The 16939-nt window shown below is 47.6% G+C and carries 12 protein-coding genes; all 12 read right to left on the bottom strand.

Going from position 1 to position 16939, the window contains the following annotated elements; all coding sequences use genetic code 11:
• Positions 1 to 125: 125 nt before the first annotated feature.
• Genes ABQ275_RS07320 through ABQ275_RS07265 form a run of 12 tightly spaced genes read right to left on the bottom strand, consistent with a single transcriptional unit; the run spans position 126 to position 16924 of the window.
• Positions 126 to 1730, bottom strand: coding sequence for a sodium:solute symporter family transporter (locus ABQ275_RS07320; RefSeq protein WP_349317627.1), 1605 nt, complete (start codon positions 1728 to 1730; stop codon positions 126 to 128).
• A gap of 10 nt (positions 1731 to 1740) precedes the next feature.
• Positions 1741 to 2556, bottom strand: a complete 816-nt coding sequence (locus tag ABQ275_RS07315; RefSeq protein ID WP_349317626.1) for a hypothetical protein — start codon at positions 2554 to 2556, stop codon at positions 1741 to 1743.
• A complete protein-coding gene (locus ABQ275_RS07310) occupies positions 2553 to 3260 on the bottom strand; it encodes a PIG-L family deacetylase (protein ID WP_349317625.1) in 708 nt (235 codons plus the stop codon). Before ABQ275_RS07310 ends, ABQ275_RS07315 begins: the two co-directional genes overlap by 4 nt.
• Positions 3261 to 3271: 11 nt before the next feature.
• Entirely contained in the window at positions 3272 to 3952 is a 681-nt protein-coding gene (locus tag ABQ275_RS07305) for an RraA family protein (protein WP_349317624.1), read from the bottom strand.
• Between the two features lie 60 nt (positions 3953 to 4012).
• Positions 4013 to 4768 (bottom strand): MBL fold metallo-hydrolase, encoded by a 756-nt coding sequence (locus ABQ275_RS07300; protein WP_349317623.1) that lies wholly within the window; start codon positions 4766 to 4768, stop codon positions 4013 to 4015.
• A gap of 10 nt (positions 4769 to 4778) precedes the next feature.
• A complete protein-coding gene (locus tag ABQ275_RS07295) occupies positions 4779 to 5930 on the bottom strand; it encodes a mandelate racemase/muconate lactonizing enzyme family protein (RefSeq protein ID WP_349317622.1) in 1152 nt (383 codons plus the stop codon).
• Between the two features lie 32 nt (positions 5931 to 5962).
• Positions 5963 to 6955 (bottom strand): alcohol dehydrogenase catalytic domain-containing protein, encoded by a 993-nt coding sequence (locus ABQ275_RS07290; protein WP_349317621.1) that lies wholly within the window; start codon positions 6953 to 6955, stop codon positions 5963 to 5965.
• Positions 6952 to 7815 (bottom strand): amidohydrolase family protein, encoded by an 864-nt coding sequence (locus ABQ275_RS07285; protein ID WP_349317620.1) that lies wholly within the window; start codon positions 7813 to 7815, stop codon positions 6952 to 6954. Before ABQ275_RS07285 ends, ABQ275_RS07290 begins: the two co-directional genes overlap by 4 nt.
• A 43-nt stretch (positions 7816 to 7858) precedes the next feature.
• Positions 7859 to 9244 (bottom strand): GH39 family glycosyl hydrolase, encoded by a 1386-nt coding sequence (locus ABQ275_RS07280; protein ID WP_349317619.1) that lies wholly within the window; start codon positions 9242 to 9244, stop codon positions 7859 to 7861.
• Between the two features lie 45 nt (positions 9245 to 9289).
• Positions 9290 to 12130 carry a hypothetical protein gene (locus tag ABQ275_RS07275; RefSeq protein ID WP_349317618.1) on the bottom strand — a complete coding sequence of 947 codons (2841 nt, stop codon included), beginning with the start codon at positions 12128 to 12130 and terminating at the stop codon, positions 9290 to 9292.
• 36 nt (positions 12131 to 12166) lie between these two features.
• Positions 12167 to 13807 (bottom strand): RagB/SusD family nutrient uptake outer membrane protein, encoded by a 1641-nt coding sequence (locus tag ABQ275_RS07270; protein ID WP_349317617.1) that lies wholly within the window; start codon positions 13805 to 13807, stop codon positions 12167 to 12169.
• 21 nt (positions 13808 to 13828) lie between these two features.
• On the bottom strand, positions 13829 to 16924 hold the full coding sequence (locus tag ABQ275_RS07265) for a TonB-dependent receptor (RefSeq protein WP_349317616.1): 3096 nt from the start codon (positions 16922 to 16924) through the stop codon (positions 13829 to 13831).
• Positions 16925 to 16939: the final 15 nt, after the last annotated feature.

The following is a 16939-nucleotide window of genomic DNA, read 5'->3' as shown; positions in this document are numbered from 1 at the left end:
TACAAAAAGCCTATCCTTTTGTGCAGATTGACCACCTCAAAGAAAGGCACTTGGCCGCGGAGGAAAAATCAAATGGTTGGCATATTCTCATACTATGTTGGCAAGCGCGGTTCTGCACGCTGCACCTACCAGAAACGCCAATAGATATAGCACCATGCCAGGGCATACAATGCAAGCCAGAACTTAATACTTTTCCACCAGGGACGTTTTATAGGATCATCATCAAGGGCACGGAGCCACGTGGAATGCCAGATAAACGGCTTTACCTGTTCAAAAGCCGGCGCCGGGGTTGCCAGGGAAACACCAACAATCAGCAGCATCGTCAACGCTTGTGCAATGGCGCCTACATATAACCAGTGAAGATGAATATCCAAACCTAATAAAGATAATGCCAGCACCATCTGTATGGCCACACCACCGATAAGGCCCGCAATAGCGCCTGCATAACTTGCCCGCTTCCAGAAAAGTCCCAGCAACAACACCGAAATAAATGGCGTAGCCATATACGTAACACCTGTCTGGAAATATTTAAATAATCCTACGGTGCCTACCAGCGGTGCTATCAGGGAAGATATCAATAATGCAGCACCACCAGAAACCTGTCCTGTGATGATCAGTTCTTTATCGCCCGCATTCTTTCTCAGAAATTTCCGGTACACATCCAGTGAAAAAATAGTAGCAATGGAATTAGAGAGTGCACTTACCGTAGACATCACCGCTGCAAAGAAGCCCGCCAGTATTACTCCACGGAGTCCGGAGGGCGCAAAAAGTTCGAGCGCCAACGGAAATGCACGGTCCTGGTTATCCGGCAACAAAGAAGGCCCCTGGTGCATTACATCCAGCCAGTGATAAACGATCAGCCCCAGCAAACAGGTTACCAGCGGACGAATAATATTGATAAAGCCGGAGAAGATAAGCCCCATCATTCCATCCCATGTACTACGGGCAGAAAGGATACGCTGGATCATCACCTGGTTGGAAGACTGATAAAATAAAAACACGCCGAAAGAAGCCAGGACAAGTCCTGCGAATGGCGCCTCCGGATCTGAAGGAGGCTGATACAAATGAAAGCGGTCGGGAGCTGCGGCCACCATGGAGTCCCAGCCGCCCGGAATTTTGTGGAGTGCCACAAAGTAAAAGATCACACCACCGCCGATTAACAACACACATTGAATAGCGTCTGTCCACATCACTGAACTCAATCCTCCTAACAAGGTGTAGCTCGCCGTCACCAGCACAATGCCCAGCATTACATACCCTTGCGGCCAACCGGTTAATTCACTGAGTGTAAGACTTCCTCCATAAATAACCGGCGGCAGAAAAACAAATACATAACCAATCAATATCACAAAGCTGTAAATGGCGCCACAGGCGGGTCCGAAACGACGGTTCAGCAAATCGGGTACTGTCATTATTTTATTCCGCAGATACAATGGAATAAAAAAGACCATCATCAGCAGATAAGTAGGTAAAGCCCACCACTCCCAGTTTGCAATGGCTAGTCCTCCTTTGTAGGTAGCGCCGATTGTTCCAACAATCTGTTCACTGGAAACACTGGTAGAAACAAATGCAGCGCCAATGAGGTACCAGGGCATATTTCCGGAGGCCAGGAAATAGCCTTCGGTCGTGCGTTTCACTTTCCTTGCTGCCAGCAAACCAATGATAACTACCAATAACGTTTCTGCAACAATGATCAGAATATCCGGAATTGAAAGATGAAATTTTTCCATAAATAAATAGTCAGGCTGTATTGTTGTGTAATACGGTGTTTATTGGTGATGGATATAACTTCCATTGTTGTAAATGCCGGGCTGATGTACCGGGTGAGATGATCAGATGGCTACTCAGTGTTTCGAGTTCTATATAACCGGGACAAACAAAAATTTCCACATTGGACCCGTTATCCACGCATGCTGCAGGCACAGATGTATCAGGACTTTGGATAACCAGTGTTCCGTGTTGCTGTAAAGCGGTTAGCGTGGCGTGTTCACTGTGCCATCCGGCTTTTCCCTTGAAGTCGCCGGGCTTTACACTCATTTGCCGGTTTGCCGGTTGCCAGTTTACCGGATCGGTGCCGGGCCAGCAATGAATAAGTGGCGTCGTACAGGCAGCCCACACCTGCGCTGAACGGGGCACACAGGTAATGGCCCATAAAGCGCCTTCCCAGTCAGCAATTCCATTGTTCTCCAGCATGTGCTGTATGTCGAACCCATCTCCTTCCGCAGCTTCACTGATCATCAACGAAAGACGGATACCGGAAGGTCTTTCTATTGTTGTTATCATCAGCTGTGTATCCGTCATACTAACATTACAGCGGTCATTATCAGGATAATAACTGGCGGCCGTTTCCGGCGCCACCGTAAAACGATGACCACCATACATCCGCCAATCTCCTACCCCGAAATCTGTGGTATCCTGGTACAAAAGATTCTCACTGTCCTTATATCTGACCGAAAGAATTCTCGGTCCCGCAGAAATGCCTACGATGAGTTCAAATGCGTCCGTTTCACATTTCACGACATCCCAGTTATGCCAGTTATCAAAAGTAAAGATCATGGCAAGATCCTGCTGGTGAGTCCGCGTTGAAATGCATCCAGTCTCGTAAAACCTTCTGCATACCTGCATCCGGCGGCGAGTCCCCGGAAGCGCGCCTGTACTTCAATCATGTCCAACAAGTCTGTATCGGCCAATGTTTTCATGGCTTCAAACTGGCTTTTATGACAGGCAAGCATCGCTTTTTTTATGTCAAATACATCACTGATGTCAACATACTCCGTTGGCAGAAAACCAATACCTCCCAGATTGTCCATGTAGTATAACTGTGACTGACCAAAACGGCAGGCAGGAAAAGATTGTCCCGGTATATGCGGCAGCCCTTTCTGAAAATAGGCATCAAAAACCAGTTGTCCCACATAGCGGTGATCAGGATGATAGTCATTCGGAGAATGCGTAAAGATCACATCCGGATCTGCTTCCCTCAACACATCGATCATCTTCCTTCTTTGTTCCGGATCAGGAAAAACATGTTCGTCCATCACGTCACACCAGATCACTTTTGCGCCAATAATGGCGGCGGCTGCACGGGTTTCCTGTTCGCGTATCAGCGCCAGTTTTTCCGGCTCTATAACAGCATCGCCCATATTACCATTGGTAAAAACGGCCATGGTAACGGTGTGCCCTTGCCGGGCATAACGGATAAGGGTACCCGCACAAAGTATTTCGATATCATCAGGGTGCGCAACTACACAAAGAATATTCATAATAAAACTGATTAAAGTACACCGTAGCGGTCATATACTGTTCTTAATGAATCCCCGTTCAACAGGTCTATTCTTGATTGATCTTCTTTAAACACTTTTTCATAGGCCATCTCCAGCACTTTGTCTTCCACTTCGCGGGGAATAGCCACGATGCCATCAAAATCAGTAAAGATCAGTTCACCGGGATTTACCACTACGTCGCCGCATCGTACAGGTACATCATAGGCCATCACACGTCCGCGGCCCAGACTGTCCAGCGGACGGATGCCGCCATGAAATACCGGAAACTCCATTTCTATGATCTTGCGGCAATCGCGGATCATACTGTCGCAGATACAACCTACCGCTCCGTTGCGTTTAGCAATAGTGCTCATCAACTCGCCCCAGGGCGCATTGCTGCCGGCGAAATCGGTAGAATGAACAACAACATCTCCTTTTCTCAGGGAATCCACCGCCTCTATCTCCAGTGAATACGGATCATCTTCAATATAATCTGTTTCCATCCAACGCAGTGTTCTTGCTCTTCCAACCATGATACTGTTCTTTGTATCGAGCGGTCTTAATCGCTGGTGCATGGCCTGATGCCTGTAACCCAGGATATCCAGTACATCGCAAACAATGGGTACATACAGCTTCTCTTTTATCCACTTAAACTTTTCGTCGTCTGTCATTAATTTAGTTCTTGATTCCATAGTGAAATATTTTTTTTCAATTAATTATGTTTTTTGTAGAAATACCATTTGTCATCGGGATTACCAGACAAAAGGTTGCATTCGTTCCGGTATGATGCAGCGGTTAACCAGTCCGTTGTTATCACAGAACCATTTAAAAGAAGCAGGATTCTCTGCATTTAATGCCATGAGGTCATAATGGTTAGGCATTACGTAAGTCGGTTGTACTGCCAGCGCAAATGCTGCTGCCTGTTCCGGTCCGGGGTTGCCCCACTTACCATTGATAGGCACCAGCATTACTTCCGGTTCTTTGGGTGCGGCAGCCAGTACAATCGGATGGAACTGCGTATCACTGGTATGATAAATACTTCTGCCGTTGGCAAATTTTACCAGGTATCCCGTAGTGTCCAATACATCAATGCCTGTGGGCAATGCAAAAACACCGGTTATTTCAATGCCGTTATACTGCCAGGTTTCACCTGCATGCAGTGTTACAATGCGTGTTGCCGGAATGCCTGTCGCCACCAGTTTTTTAGCCGCCAATACCGGCGCCACAAACCAGGTATCTTCTTTATGCCGGTATGCAGAAAGCGTGTCCGGATCGAGGTGATCCAGGTGATCATGTGTGATGATATAAATATCGGCACGCAACTCCGCAGCATTGACAGGCGGTGGATACTGCCGGGAAAATTCCGGCGACCCTGCGCCTGCTGCATCAGAAAGATAAGGATCGATGACAACCATCAATCCGGATGCCCGGATCACATAGCCAGCCTGGCCGAGCCACCACAACGCTGCTTCCGGAGGCGATAAATGATGTGCAAGAATTGTTTGCATTCCAGTGTATTTATAAGTTGACACAAAAACGCTTCACAGCATTTTCGTTTATTTCGATACCCAGACCATTCCCCTGGGGAACAGCAATATATCCTTCCGCATCCATCTGTACAGGATTTCTGATCACTTCCCGCAACATGGGATTGTCACTCACATTGTATTCCAGGAATAAGGACCTTGGCAACACTGCATTCACATGAAGACTGGCTGCTGTGAGCAGATCCGTGAGCCAGGCATGCGGGCATACATCTGCGCCGGCGTGTTCTGCTTCCCACATAATTTTCCTTGCCTGGGTGAAGCCCCCGCAGCGGGAAAGATCCGGTTGTACCACGTCGATTCCTCCACGTTGGATCAACTCACGGAATCCCCACCCGGTTGCTTCCTGCTCACCCGCGGCAAGGCGTGTTTTAACGCCGGCGGCTTTTACTTTTCCATAACCATCATAATTTTCAGGATGCAGAAAATCTTCCAGCCAGTATATATTGTACGGTTCCAGTGCGCGGCATAATGCAATAGCATCATAGGCACTCCTGTTCACCATCCATCCCGGATCAATCATCAGTTCAATATCAGGTCCCAGTGTTTCCCTCGCCGCCGCTACCAGTTTAATATCCAGTTTCAGGTCCTGTCCGAAAACACCCCATCCGAATTTTACGGCGGTGAAGCCGCGCTGCATATAGAACTCACATGCCTGCTTCATCGCATCGGTAGTAGGACGAAAAAGTGTGGATGCATAAGCACGTACCTTATCTCTCCGTGCGCCGCCCAATATTTTATGCACCGGACGACCAATGGCTTTGCCGATGATATCATGACAGGCAATATCAAATCCGGACAACACCTGCATGGCCACCCCTCTTCTTCCGAAATAAATCGTACCGCGATAAATTTTATCCCATAACCGTTCTACATCAAAAGGATCTTCACCAATGACCAATGCCTTTAATCCCTCAAATACCCCGGAACCGCTTACAGGTGCATTCACCACGGCTTCTCCCACATGCGGGGATGTTTCCACATCAGACCATCCTGTGATCCCTTCATCTGTGCTTACCTTCAGCAGCAGGCAATGTTTTACGCCCCTCGCTTCATCACTGCCTTCCGGCGGCTTTATATCAAAAGGCGATTCAAGAATAAATGCTTCTACGTTTGTAATTTTCATGGAATCAGTTAATAAGTCAAAACCAATTATTGCTAAAAAGTAATAGCCACTTTTAATGCTTTATTGTGCCCGTCCCGGGCCAGTGAAAATGCGTCTTCCCAGTTTTCGAACGGAATGTGATGGGTGATGATTTCTGCCAGGTTCAATGCAGGGTCGCCCAGGCATTGTAATGATTCCTCCATCCGTTCCTCATCATTACAGGCGCCTACAATTTCCAGTTCTCTGATATGTAATGAAAACAAGTCGAGCGGTACAGGGTCTTTGATGGCACTGAATACCACCAGCCTGCCTCTCGGGCGAAGCGCCGCCAGGCAGGTTTGCAAGGCATCCGGTGCACTCACGGCGAGTATCGCCACATCTACAGTTCTTACCGGATCTGAAGCCGGTATTTCCACACCGGGGATCATTTGCATCCTGAATGGTTCTCTACCGGTAACGAATACACGATCTGCGCCGGCCCGTTTTGCCAGCCGCGCAATAATATTTCCAAAAGGTCCATCACCGGCAACAAGTACGGTACGTCCCCTGATATCGCCGGCGCGGGCAACGGCTTGTAAACACACCGCTACCGGTTCCAGTAATGCGCCCAGGGAAGCCGGTATATTACCAGGTAATGCAATTACCCGGTCTGCCCGTTGAACGAAGTACTCAGCAAACGTACCATCCCTGTCATAACCAAGATGCCCCATCTCAGCACAAAGGTGACGGTAGCCGCGACTGCATTCCACACAGGTACCGCAAGGCACCACAGGATGTGCAGCCACGCGTGTTCCGGGTAGTAAATGATTTACGTCCCTTCCGCATTGAACGATCACACCAGCGCCTTCATGGCCCAGTACCCGCGGCAATGCAATGCCAAACGGATTACGCGCAAGGTCATGCAGGTCGGAGGTACAGATAGTAGTGGCGGTAGTGCGGATAAGCACTTCATCTGCTTTGGGTGAAGGCACAGATACGACCGTCTTTACCAACTGGTTAAGACCACGCATTTGTAATGCCTGCATAAATGCCGGAAGGTTCGTCATAGGGTTAGCAAAGTTGGATTGGGTAAACCAAGCAGTTTTAAGGTGTCGCGGTGAATAATACCTTCTGTCACTTCCGCCGGAATGGCTGGTAAACCGCTGTTTGCCAGTACATCATTCAGTCCGCGTACACCCCGCAACGAATCGCCGGTAGTCGCAAAAGGAAAATCAGAGCCGAACAATACTTTTTCGTGCGCGCGGTATTCCACCAGTAAACGCATGGAATTATAAAACTGCCATGGCCGGTAATATAAAGCAGACAAGTCTGCATATACATTTGCATGCCTGCGGATCACCGCGATTGTTTCACCTTCCCAGGGATGACCCAGGTGTGCCAGTACCATACGCAGCTCCGGAAAGTCCACCGCTACCGCATCAAAATGAACCGGGCGTGAATAGTCCAGCGGCGTACCGCCAACAAAGGATGTACCGGCATGAAAAAGTACCGGCAAATGGTGCTTCACGCAGTAGCGGTAAATTTCATAACAACGGGGATCACCGGGGTGGATGTTCTGGTATAGCGGTGCGAGTTTAACACCTACCGCACCAGATACCTGGTGACACCGTTCCAGTTCTTCCATAAACCCCGGACTGGCAGGATCTATAGCAGCGAAAAACAATAAACGTCCCGGCGCCTGTGCTACATGCGCAGCTACCACTTCATTGGGAATGTTCCAATCGGTTGCAGCAGCCTGCAAGCCGAAAACCACTGCCACATCAGCTTCCTGCGTTGTTTCCAGGTGTTTTTTACCAATCTCTCCCCATACAGCAGGATCAACACCGCAACGTTGCATATCTGCCTGTAACCGTGGCCCGAAATCTTTTCCGGGCCTGAAAAAATGTGTGTGAATATCTACAATCATAGCTCCATCAATCTATATATACAAAGTACGGTTCCGGTTTCACTTATTCAAGCGACCAATAGTGAACTGCCCATGGCTCTAACGTCACTGTGGCCTCGTGATTTCCTTTCTGAAACTTTACAAACGGTTCAGGGCGCAGCCGCTGATTTTCGTCATTCCCCGCGCCGGTCGCATCCAGGATGATATGACGTACCCGCATATCTTTTGGCAGATCTTCCAGGTTCAGTTTTACCGTTACCGGTTGATCTGAAAAATTCCACAGCATCATATTATGCATGTCGAGTTTCTTGTCGTGCGTAGCAAAACCATGCACTTTATCGTGCGAGGAGCTTACTTTTAATTTATTACCCGCCATCCTGGAAAGCAATTTAAAAGCATAATACGCCGGACGGATCTGATTCTGATAATCAATCAAACCACTGAATTGCGCCTGCCTGTTCCACCACCGCGTCATAAATGCAGCACCGTGTGGCGAGAATACTTTTTCAAAAGTTTCATAAGAAACATACCAGTCCCGGATCTGATAATAACAGGACCAGTCAAGCCCCGCGTCCTTCATCTGCCAGATGGTTTCCGCCACATAACAAGGTTGGTAACGGGGATCCAGTGGTGGATTGAAGAGATCCACGTTCCACTCGTTCATAATAGTTTCCGGATGCAGATCCGGATATTTACTGAGCAGGTCTTTTATATAATCAATCTGACCACGGATCACGGTAGGACTGTTATTATAATGATGCCAGGAGATAAAATGCAGGGGCAATTTCTCCGCAGCACAGGCATGTACCAGCTCCGGCAGAATAGGCGATTTGTACCACGCCACAGCCGGACCTCCTACTTTTGCATTTGGGTCGGCGCGTAAAATAGCAGCAGTGGTGTGTTTATAATAACGCACATAGCTTTCCGGTTTGAAGCGGTAAGGCGTTCCACCATCTTCACCCAGATCTACTTCGTTGCCGATTTCCCAGTAAGTGATGCCTGTACCTTTATCTTTAAAATGTTTCACCACATCATACACGAACTGCTCCCATTTTTTATAATCATTTGGTTCCACTACATCCTGGTCTATTACAGGAAAAAACAATTTTGGTTTCAGGCAAAAACTCATGAATGGTTTAGCGCCCGTTGCCAGGATATTGGATACCATGCTGTCGAGTGTATTGAAATGATATTTTCCCCGTGCAGGAATTACATCATAATATTCACTTACAAACAGCCGGATAATGGCGGGGTGCAGTGCTTTTATTTCTGTTGTCCGGCTGGCCAGCATAGGCTCTTCAGAGAGGCCACCCTGGCCCAGCGCCATTTGTTCCATTTTCATGGGTCCCAGGTCTTCTCCAAATCCGATCTTTACATTGGCTGTTTGTGCAAACACGTAGCCGCTGATAAACATTGTCATGAAAAAGAGAAAATACGTTCGTTTCAACATAAAATAATTTTAAGTTAACGGAAATGAATGCAGTCATTACCGGCATTAATATTTTGCCGAGATGACATATTTTCCACCAACAGGTTTTGTGATCCTGATATATTCCTTCTTTACATCATAATCTTTCCATGGTTGACCATTTACCATAACAGCGGTGATGGGCTTATTCAGCGGATGCCGGAACCGGATCAACAGCTCTTTCGGCAGATTGCGCGCGGACAGTTCTACTACCGCATTCAATTTATTCTCAGCGGTCAGTCCTTCCATGGTAAAAGAAACCGGGCCGAAATAAGTGGGTGCATTTTTCACTTCCACTTGTTTCCCTTTTTCCAACCATGCCCTTGGTATGGCCTGTCCTATCAGTAAAGTATCCAGTCCAAATTCATTGAGGAGCATTTTCCGGTATAGTTCAAACCAGGCGCCGTCTGTACTTGGTGGTCCGTAGTATTGCCCCCAGGCCCAGCGGTGTTCCAGTGGTGTGAGTTGTTCATGGGAGAATCCGCAGGCCATCAGGCTATAGAATGCACGGATAGCGGCTTTCGGCTCATCGCGTAATAAATATGCGGTGGCCTGTTGCACATAGATCGGTTCATTTGCAGCACCCAGGTTACTCAGAAACAGGTTATCTTCATGATCGTGCAGCATAGCGGTGGTCAACCAGCTTTCAGGATCTATTACACCTAATCTTGACAGGTGCAACGGGCCGCAGTCAACATCCGAAGGATACCATTCATCCAGCATGCGACGGGGTGTCATGGCATCTGTTGGTACATAATTGATCCAGGTACCATCTGCCAGTTGAACGATGGGAGATTTTACACTGCTGCGGGCAAATTCCTTCACCACATCACTTTTCATTTTGGCGGCTGCCCGCAACACTTCTTCCGCACGGGGATGCCTATACGCAGATAATGCCTCCCCAAATAATTCAAGGCCGCCGGCAAAATAAGCCTGTGTAAATGCCCATTCCCTTTCGGCATGTGTAAGGTCGTTCAGTGGTCCTAAAATCAATCCTGTACTACCGGCTCCTCTATTGGCGCTATCGATCCGGGCAAGGCACCAGTCGAGCGTTTTCAGGGAATTGGGTAGCAGCCGTTCAAATTCTTCCCGGTTGCGGGAAAGGAGGAAATTCTGTGCAATGGTATACAAGTGCGCCGGAGAATAAACGCCCCAGTTGGCAAAGCCTGCGATCCGGCCATCTGGTTGCTGCTGACTCTGGAACATGGCGGCCATTTCATCTTCCGCTACTTTTTCATATCCCCGCAAACCATAAATCATGTAGTCTACATATACTGATTGATTAACCGGCCAGTCTGCATTTTTTTGTCCGTAGGCTGTATTGGCATACGGAAGATCCATATGAGGCCGGCCAAGACTATCCAATGTATGACGTGGTAAAATAAGCGCATGCCACAGGTTAGCCCTGAACAGGTCATTTACGGCGGCTTCCGGCACCCGGAAATGAGCGCCCTGGCTGATCCAGTTTTCCCAATAACTCACCGTACTTTTCTTTGCAGTTGCAAAGTCAAGTGCATTCAACCTGGCGGCATCCGCAGGCGCAACTGCCGGTGAAGGCAGCTTCACCAGGAATTCCCGGGTGGCTCCTTCCGGCAGCTCAGCTTCCACGGTCAGCACTACCTGTTGCCCGTTTTTATCCTGCGCAGGTGGAGCTATTTTAACAGATAACCCATTCCCTGTTTCCAGTATCAACCAGGTATCACCTGTTTGCTGATCGGCTACCGTCCAGTTATTTTTATTCTTCTTTACGGCAATCCCGTGTTCTTTCAATTCATTATTGAGCCGGAGGCCAAAGCTGATGGGGCCTGCTTTTCCGGAGATCCTTACCTTTGTAAACATCACCCCAGGAAGCTCCCCGCGAAGACCAGCGGGCAGGTCGCCCGGTGCAGCTGCCAGTTGCTCTATTTCACACAGCTGTTTATTTTTTTCCAGGTTGGTGATCAGCACCGGCAACCCATCCACAATTTTTTGTCCCTTCCATTGACTTCCTTCCCAAAGAAGATCCATCCGGAATTTATGCGGTGAGGCAAAGTCCGGCCGCACATTCCCCCAGCGGTCAACCGCGAATTTATAAACGGAACCGTGCGTGGCGGTAGTTACCGTCAGATGTCCTTTTGTGCCCATCCAGGAAGTTTCCCAGGGCTTATTCCATACGATAGGGTTGCCAAAATCTTCCCATGATTTTTTAAACTGTTCCAGGGAAGCATCTGGGGCATTTCTAACGCCATCGAGTATACGTTGTCCTTTTAAAGAAGCCAGGTGTTGTTTAAACCCGATGGGTTTACCGGCGAGGGTAATATATACATCCTGCTCCGGCAACCACATAGCGCCATGACGTAACAACTGTTCCAGTCCCACAGAAAAACCTTGTGTGCCTGCTGCATTCAACTGCACGGTGAGGATAGGCGCGTCTGGCTGCTTCCAGGGATCTTCCCGTAAACGTGCGCCCTGTCCCGGCGAACCTTCCTGCATCAGGTAGCCCCACATGGCCTCTCCGTTTACCGCATAGGAACTTTCATGCTTCGCTACCTTTCGCAAGGGAGCCACCGGCCTGGGCCAGTGTATATCCGCGATCAGTTCATCTACATCTCCTGCACCACAATAAAGCAGTGAAGTAGCCGCCACACGGTCATTTTTTTCAATGCCCTTCCCGGTTGGTACCGCAACGGTAAGACCCGGTGAAGCACTGATCAATTGTACAGTTCTGGCAGTTTGTGCAGGGGCAGTATGCCCAAAGGAAATTTTCAGTTTTATACTTTCTATATCCCTGCTTTGGTCCTGGGCGGAAACAGGTGCTGTAAAGCACAGGTTTCCGCTCAGCCAAAATAATATCCCTACCGGTTTTACTAACTCTTTTATGCCCATCATAGTCACTTATGCTTATTGGATGAAAGCTGCTGATACTTAATTATAGTTCGGATTCTGAACAAGTTTCGGATTTTTATCTATGGCAGACTGAGGAATCGGCAGGAAGTAATTCTTGTTCGCAAAGAATGTTCTCATACCTCCACCTGCGGGAACCACCTTGTACACCCATTTGTTACCTACCAGGTCGATCTCGATAGCGTGTAAAGGGCCATTCAGATTAACTTCCGCCAGTTTCAACCGCAACAGGTCCGGTAATCTCTTTTCTTCAAACGCCAGTTCTACCCTTCTCTCCCGGTAAATCGCTTTCCGCAGCTGTGCCTGTGTAAGGCCGGTAGGGAGATCAGGCAGATCCGATCTTTTCCTGATATCATTTATTGCATCGTAAATTGAGCCATCAGGTCCGGTTGCTTCGTTTTGTGCTTCTGCATAACTGAGTAACACTTCTGCATACCGGAAGATGATGATATTGGCGCTGTTCTGATTGTTCTGCGCACTGGCATATTTTGGATTGATGCCTTTGCGGATATAGTAGCCTGTTCTGGTAGATACACTGCTATTGCTCAGATCTGTTGCATTCAAACTACCAACGCCTTGTTTCATGATCATAATGTCGCCGAGCCATTCGGAACCATCGTATACGATGGACTGGTAAAACCGCTTTTCCCTGTTTACATAAGGGTTTTGCGGATCATAACCGGAAGCCGGATCAGAGATCGGCAGACCGTTGTCCATGGCATATTCATCCACGAGATCCTGGGTAGGGTCCACGTGTCCCCAACCGGTTAGTGCGCCATTTACAAAACGGGGGCCTATCTGTCCATCTCTTAAATTAGCCAGCGATGTTCCACCCATATGCTGTTTACTGAAGATCACTTCCACGTTATTATTATTCTCTTCAAAAAACAGGGTATTGTAATCAGGAAATAAACTATATCTTTTTAAGTCTATCACCTTTTTGAAAGTAGTTGCTGCCAGTGCCCATTTTGCTTTATCATTCTCCGCATTATTCAAGGCGCCTGCATTAAACAACTCGCAGGATCCTTTTAAAGTAAGGGCGGCACCTTTTGTTGCCCGGCCGCTTTCCGCAGTCGCCGGTAAATCGGCTTCAATAGCACTGCATTCGTCGGTAATAAAAGTAAAAGTTTCAGCGGAAGTGTTGCGGGCCCTAAAAACTTCGTCACCCTGTTCGTTCTGATTCAGTACATCCGTAATGATGGGGACTCCGCCATGATACGTCCATAACAGCGAATAGAAATAGGCTCTCAGGAAACGGGCTTCTGCCAGTCTTAATTTTTTCCAGTCGGCCGGTAGATCAGCATCCGTTACTTTTTTTATAAATAAATTACATTTCCGGATGTTGGTGAAATGTCCCCATTTGCTGGGCGCATTGCTGGGTGTATAGATGGATGGCCCGTAGATGTTCGTACTCACCCTTCCTGCCTGTCCGTTGATGGAGTTATCAGAGAAATTCTCCCAGGGATCTCCCGTTTCCAGGGTAGGTACCGCAGCATATATATTATTTAAGAACAGATCGGCATTGGCACTACTCGACCACAGCGTTCCATCAGACACCTGGTCCTTTGGCATTACATCCAGGTACGCCTTACAGGAAAAGAGCATGCATGCAATAAAGAATAAGAGGACCGTCCGTTGAGATATTATTGATTGATTATTCATGACCAGTTTTTTTCAACATGATTAAAAAGTGATATTGGCACCTATGGAAACAGCCTTCTGATTCGGATATCCCCAGGTACCATTTGGTATCCAGGAATTATTCGGACCTACTTCCGGATCATAATTGATCAGCTTTGTCCATGTTACGAGGTTCTGCCCTGATACATAAATCCTGGCCTGCTGAATTTTAATCCGGTCCATAATTTTTGACGGGATGGTATAGGAAAGCGTGGCACTTTTCAACCGCAGATAACTGGAGTTCCCCATCCAGAAAGAGGACGTCTGTGAGTTATTTACAGTTGGGGAAGATGTCAGCCTTGGATTTGCTGCATTTGTATTTTCCGGTGTCCAGTAATCAAAGTTCTGTACATAGGGAAGCATTGTTTCCCAAAAGGGCATGATAGAAGAAGGATGATAGTACCAGTTGGTTTTGGCGGCACCCTGAAACAACAGGTCCAGGCCAAATGATTTGTATTTCACACTGGGCATAATGCCATATATGATTTGAGGAGAAGCTGTTGGGTCACCGATGGCCGTGATATCATCATCATTAATTTTACCATCTTTATTCAGATCCTCATACCGGATATCGCCTGGCTGAACTGCGCCCCATGGCTGTACCGCGATGCCTGATTTCAAAGCGCCACCGGCATCAAAATCACTTTCCTGGAAATATCCTAAAGAGTGAAATCCAAACTGTGTACCGAGTGGTCTGCCGGTCAATCTACGGTTGGGATTATTGTAGGTAGTCGGTCCTTCAAATACCTGGAGCAGTTTATTCCTGGCGTAAGTAAGATTGGCGCCCAGAGACACATGCAGGTCTTTTGAAAAATCATAGGAAGAACTTGCCGTGAGATCAATACCCCTGTTCTGCATCACGCCCGCATTCACCTGGCTTAATCCAACGCCATATTCAGCCGGTACGATCACATCCGGGTTCATCAGCATATTGGATCTTTTCTCGTGGAAATAATCTGCTTCAAAATTCAGCAGGCCATTCCATAAATTCAGCTCCAGCCCGATGTCCGTTTTCTTAGCCCGTTCCCAGGTAATAGCCGGATTGGGTTCTGCCCTTTCACTGATTCCCTGAACAGCATTGTTACCCAATACATAGTTTGTTCCTAATACATTGTAGGTACTCATATACTGAAAAGCACTACCAGCCAGCGCGCCCACCTCACCATACGAAGCCCTGATCTTGATATTATCTATCCAGCTATATTTTCCTTTCATAAAGTTCTCTTCAGATAAGCGCCAGCCGACAGAGAAAGCGGGGAAGAAACCGAACCTGTTTTCCGGAGCAAAATAGTAGCTTCCATCATATCGTCCGCTTGCTTCTACCAGGTACTTTTGTGCGTAATCATAAGCTACACGGTATACTACCCCCATCTGCCTGGCAGAGCTGGAAGAGCCCTTGGTGCTCATATCGGCCTGACTGGAGCTACCCATGTTAATCTCATCAATCGTTAAATTATAATTTCTCCTTTCAGCACCCAGGCTTATATAATCGTTGCCTTTCGCTTCAAAAAGACCCAATACATGTACGTTGTTCTTTCCGAAACTACGGTCGTAGTTCATTCCAAACTGATAGGTAAGCTGGTATTCGTTGGAATAATTCTGATTCAATGAAGATTTTGTGGGGCCGAAAATGCCATCCTTGATTACATAAGGTGTTTGTGATTTATCGAGGCTGGCTCTTTGAACAGGTGTTGCCCAGAGTTTATTCATCACAAAAGAAGGATCAAATGCAATCGTTCCTTTGGCTTTCAGGCCGGGAATAAAAGGCAGTTTTTGTTCGATGGATAATTGCGTATAGAGCGCATTGGTATTGATTTTCTGATACCCGCTATTGAACAGGCTGGCCGTTACAAATGTTCCCGCCATACCATTGCTGAACCGCAGGGGTCCGTAAAGCGGATGTAAATAACCGATCAGTTCAAAGATCCTTCCGGTAGAGATAGAAGGATACAGATCTTTTTGATTCCGGCCGGTAAAGTTGAACGAAACATTGGTGGTGTTGGTGACCTGTGCATCCAGGTTGAGTGTCATGTTGAACCGCCGGGTATTGGTGGTAGGCCACATCCCTTCCTGGAACTGGTATCCCACAGAGGCGTAGTATTTCACTTTTTCTGCGCCGCCTGAAATTTCAATATTGTGGTTTGTCAGGATAGCATTTCTGTTGGTCAGATCTTTCCATATATTTTTAAACGTAGGATAAGCATCCGGATCAGAACCGTCCTGAAATTTTTGCAGGTCCGATGCTGAATAGGGTTCAGCCAATCCTTCATTTACTGCTGCGGCATTTTTTAATGTCGCATATTGATAGGAGTTGACGAAATCAGGTAAGACTACAGGATTTTGAAAACCCACATAACCGTTGTAGGTAAGTGAAGGTGCGCCTGATTTACCTCTTTTGGTGGTCACCAGGATAACCCCGTTTGCACCGGCAACGCCGTATGGCGCCACAGCGGCAGCATCTTTTAAAACGGAAAATGACTCTACCGTATTAGGGTCAAGCTGCTGGAAGCTCCTGGGAATACCGTCTACAATGATCAACGGCTGATTAGCACCTGTGGAAGAGATACCCCTTATAAAGATGTTGGACCCATCTCTGCCGGGTTCACCAGAGCCTTGTTTTACGATAACACCGGCAACCCTTCCACCCAAACCATTGCTCAGGTTGGTGATGGGTATGGCGGCCACTTCTTTGCCTTTCAGGGTAGACACCGCGGCGGTAACAGATGTTTTCTTCTGTGTGCCATACCCGATAACGACTACGTCATTCAAGGCAGTGGCAGCAGATGTTTTCAATGCAATGTCCAGGTGTTGCCGGTTACCAATGACGATGGTTTGTTCCTCATATCCGGTGTAGGAAATCACGAGGACCTGTCCTTTGGAAACACTCAAAGTAAAGGCGCCCTGTTCGTTTGTCATGGTACCTCTTTGCGTCCCCTTTACCTGTATGGACGCATTGGGTAAGGCTGTTCCGTTATCTGTGACTTTGCCTGTAACTGTAAATGGTGTCTGTGCAAAGCTGTTAACTGCAAAGAAAAGAAATACAAAATGTAACAGCAACGCCTTCCCGGCACTAACTGATTTTAGTGTTCGCAACTTCATAGCAAATATTTTGAT

The sequence above is a fragment of the Chitinophaga sp. MM2321 genome, from assembly GCF_964033635.1.
Lineage (GTDB): Bacteria > Bacteroidota > Bacteroidia > Chitinophagales > Chitinophagaceae > Chitinophaga.
The sequence above is the reverse complement of the archived record's forward strand: the minus strand, read 5'-3'. Positions and strand labels throughout refer to the sequence as shown.

What these genes read in the sequence shown, in the direction of transcription:
- ABQ275_RS07320 (WP_349317627.1), bottom strand. Translation starts at nt 1,730, where the DNA reads ATGGAAAAATTTCATCTTTCAATTCCGGATATTCTGATCATTGTTGCA.
- ABQ275_RS07315 (WP_349317626.1), bottom strand. Translation starts at nt 2,556, where the DNA reads ATGATCTTTACTTTTGATAACTGGCATAACTGGGATGTCGTGAAATGT.
- ABQ275_RS07310 (WP_349317625.1), bottom strand. Translation starts at nt 3,260, where the DNA reads ATGAATATTCTTTGTGTAGTTGCGCACCCTGATGATATCGAAATACTT.
- ABQ275_RS07305 (WP_349317624.1), bottom strand. Translation starts at nt 3,952, where the DNA reads ATGGAATCAAGAACTAAATTAATGACAGACGACGAAAAGTTTAAGTGG.
- ABQ275_RS07300 (WP_349317623.1), bottom strand. Translation starts at nt 4,768, where the DNA reads ATGCAAACAATTCTTGCACATCATTTATCGCCTCCGGAAGCAGCGTTG.
- ABQ275_RS07295 (WP_349317622.1), bottom strand. Translation starts at nt 5,930, where the DNA reads ATGAAAATTACAAACGTAGAAGCATTTATTCTTGAATCGCCTTTTGAT.
- ABQ275_RS07290 (WP_349317621.1), bottom strand. Translation starts at nt 6,955, where the DNA reads ATGACGAACCTTCCGGCATTTATGCAGGCATTACAAATGCGTGGTCTT.
- ABQ275_RS07285 (WP_349317620.1), bottom strand. Translation starts at nt 7,815, where the DNA reads ATGATTGTAGATATTCACACACATTTTTTCAGGCCCGGAAAAGATTTC.
- ABQ275_RS07280 (WP_349317619.1), bottom strand. Translation starts at nt 9,244, where the DNA reads ATGTTGAAACGAACGTATTTTCTCTTTTTCATGACAATGTTTATCAGC.
- ABQ275_RS07275 (WP_349317618.1), bottom strand. Translation starts at nt 12,130, where the DNA reads ATGATGGGCATAAAAGAGTTAGTAAAACCGGTAGGGATATTATTTTGG.
- ABQ275_RS07270 (WP_349317617.1), bottom strand. Translation starts at nt 13,807, where the DNA reads ATGAATAATCAATCAATAATATCTCAACGGACGGTCCTCTTATTCTTT.
- ABQ275_RS07265 (WP_349317616.1), bottom strand. Translation starts at nt 16,924, where the DNA reads ATGAAGTTGCGAACACTAAAATCAGTTAGTGCCGGGAAGGCGTTGCTG.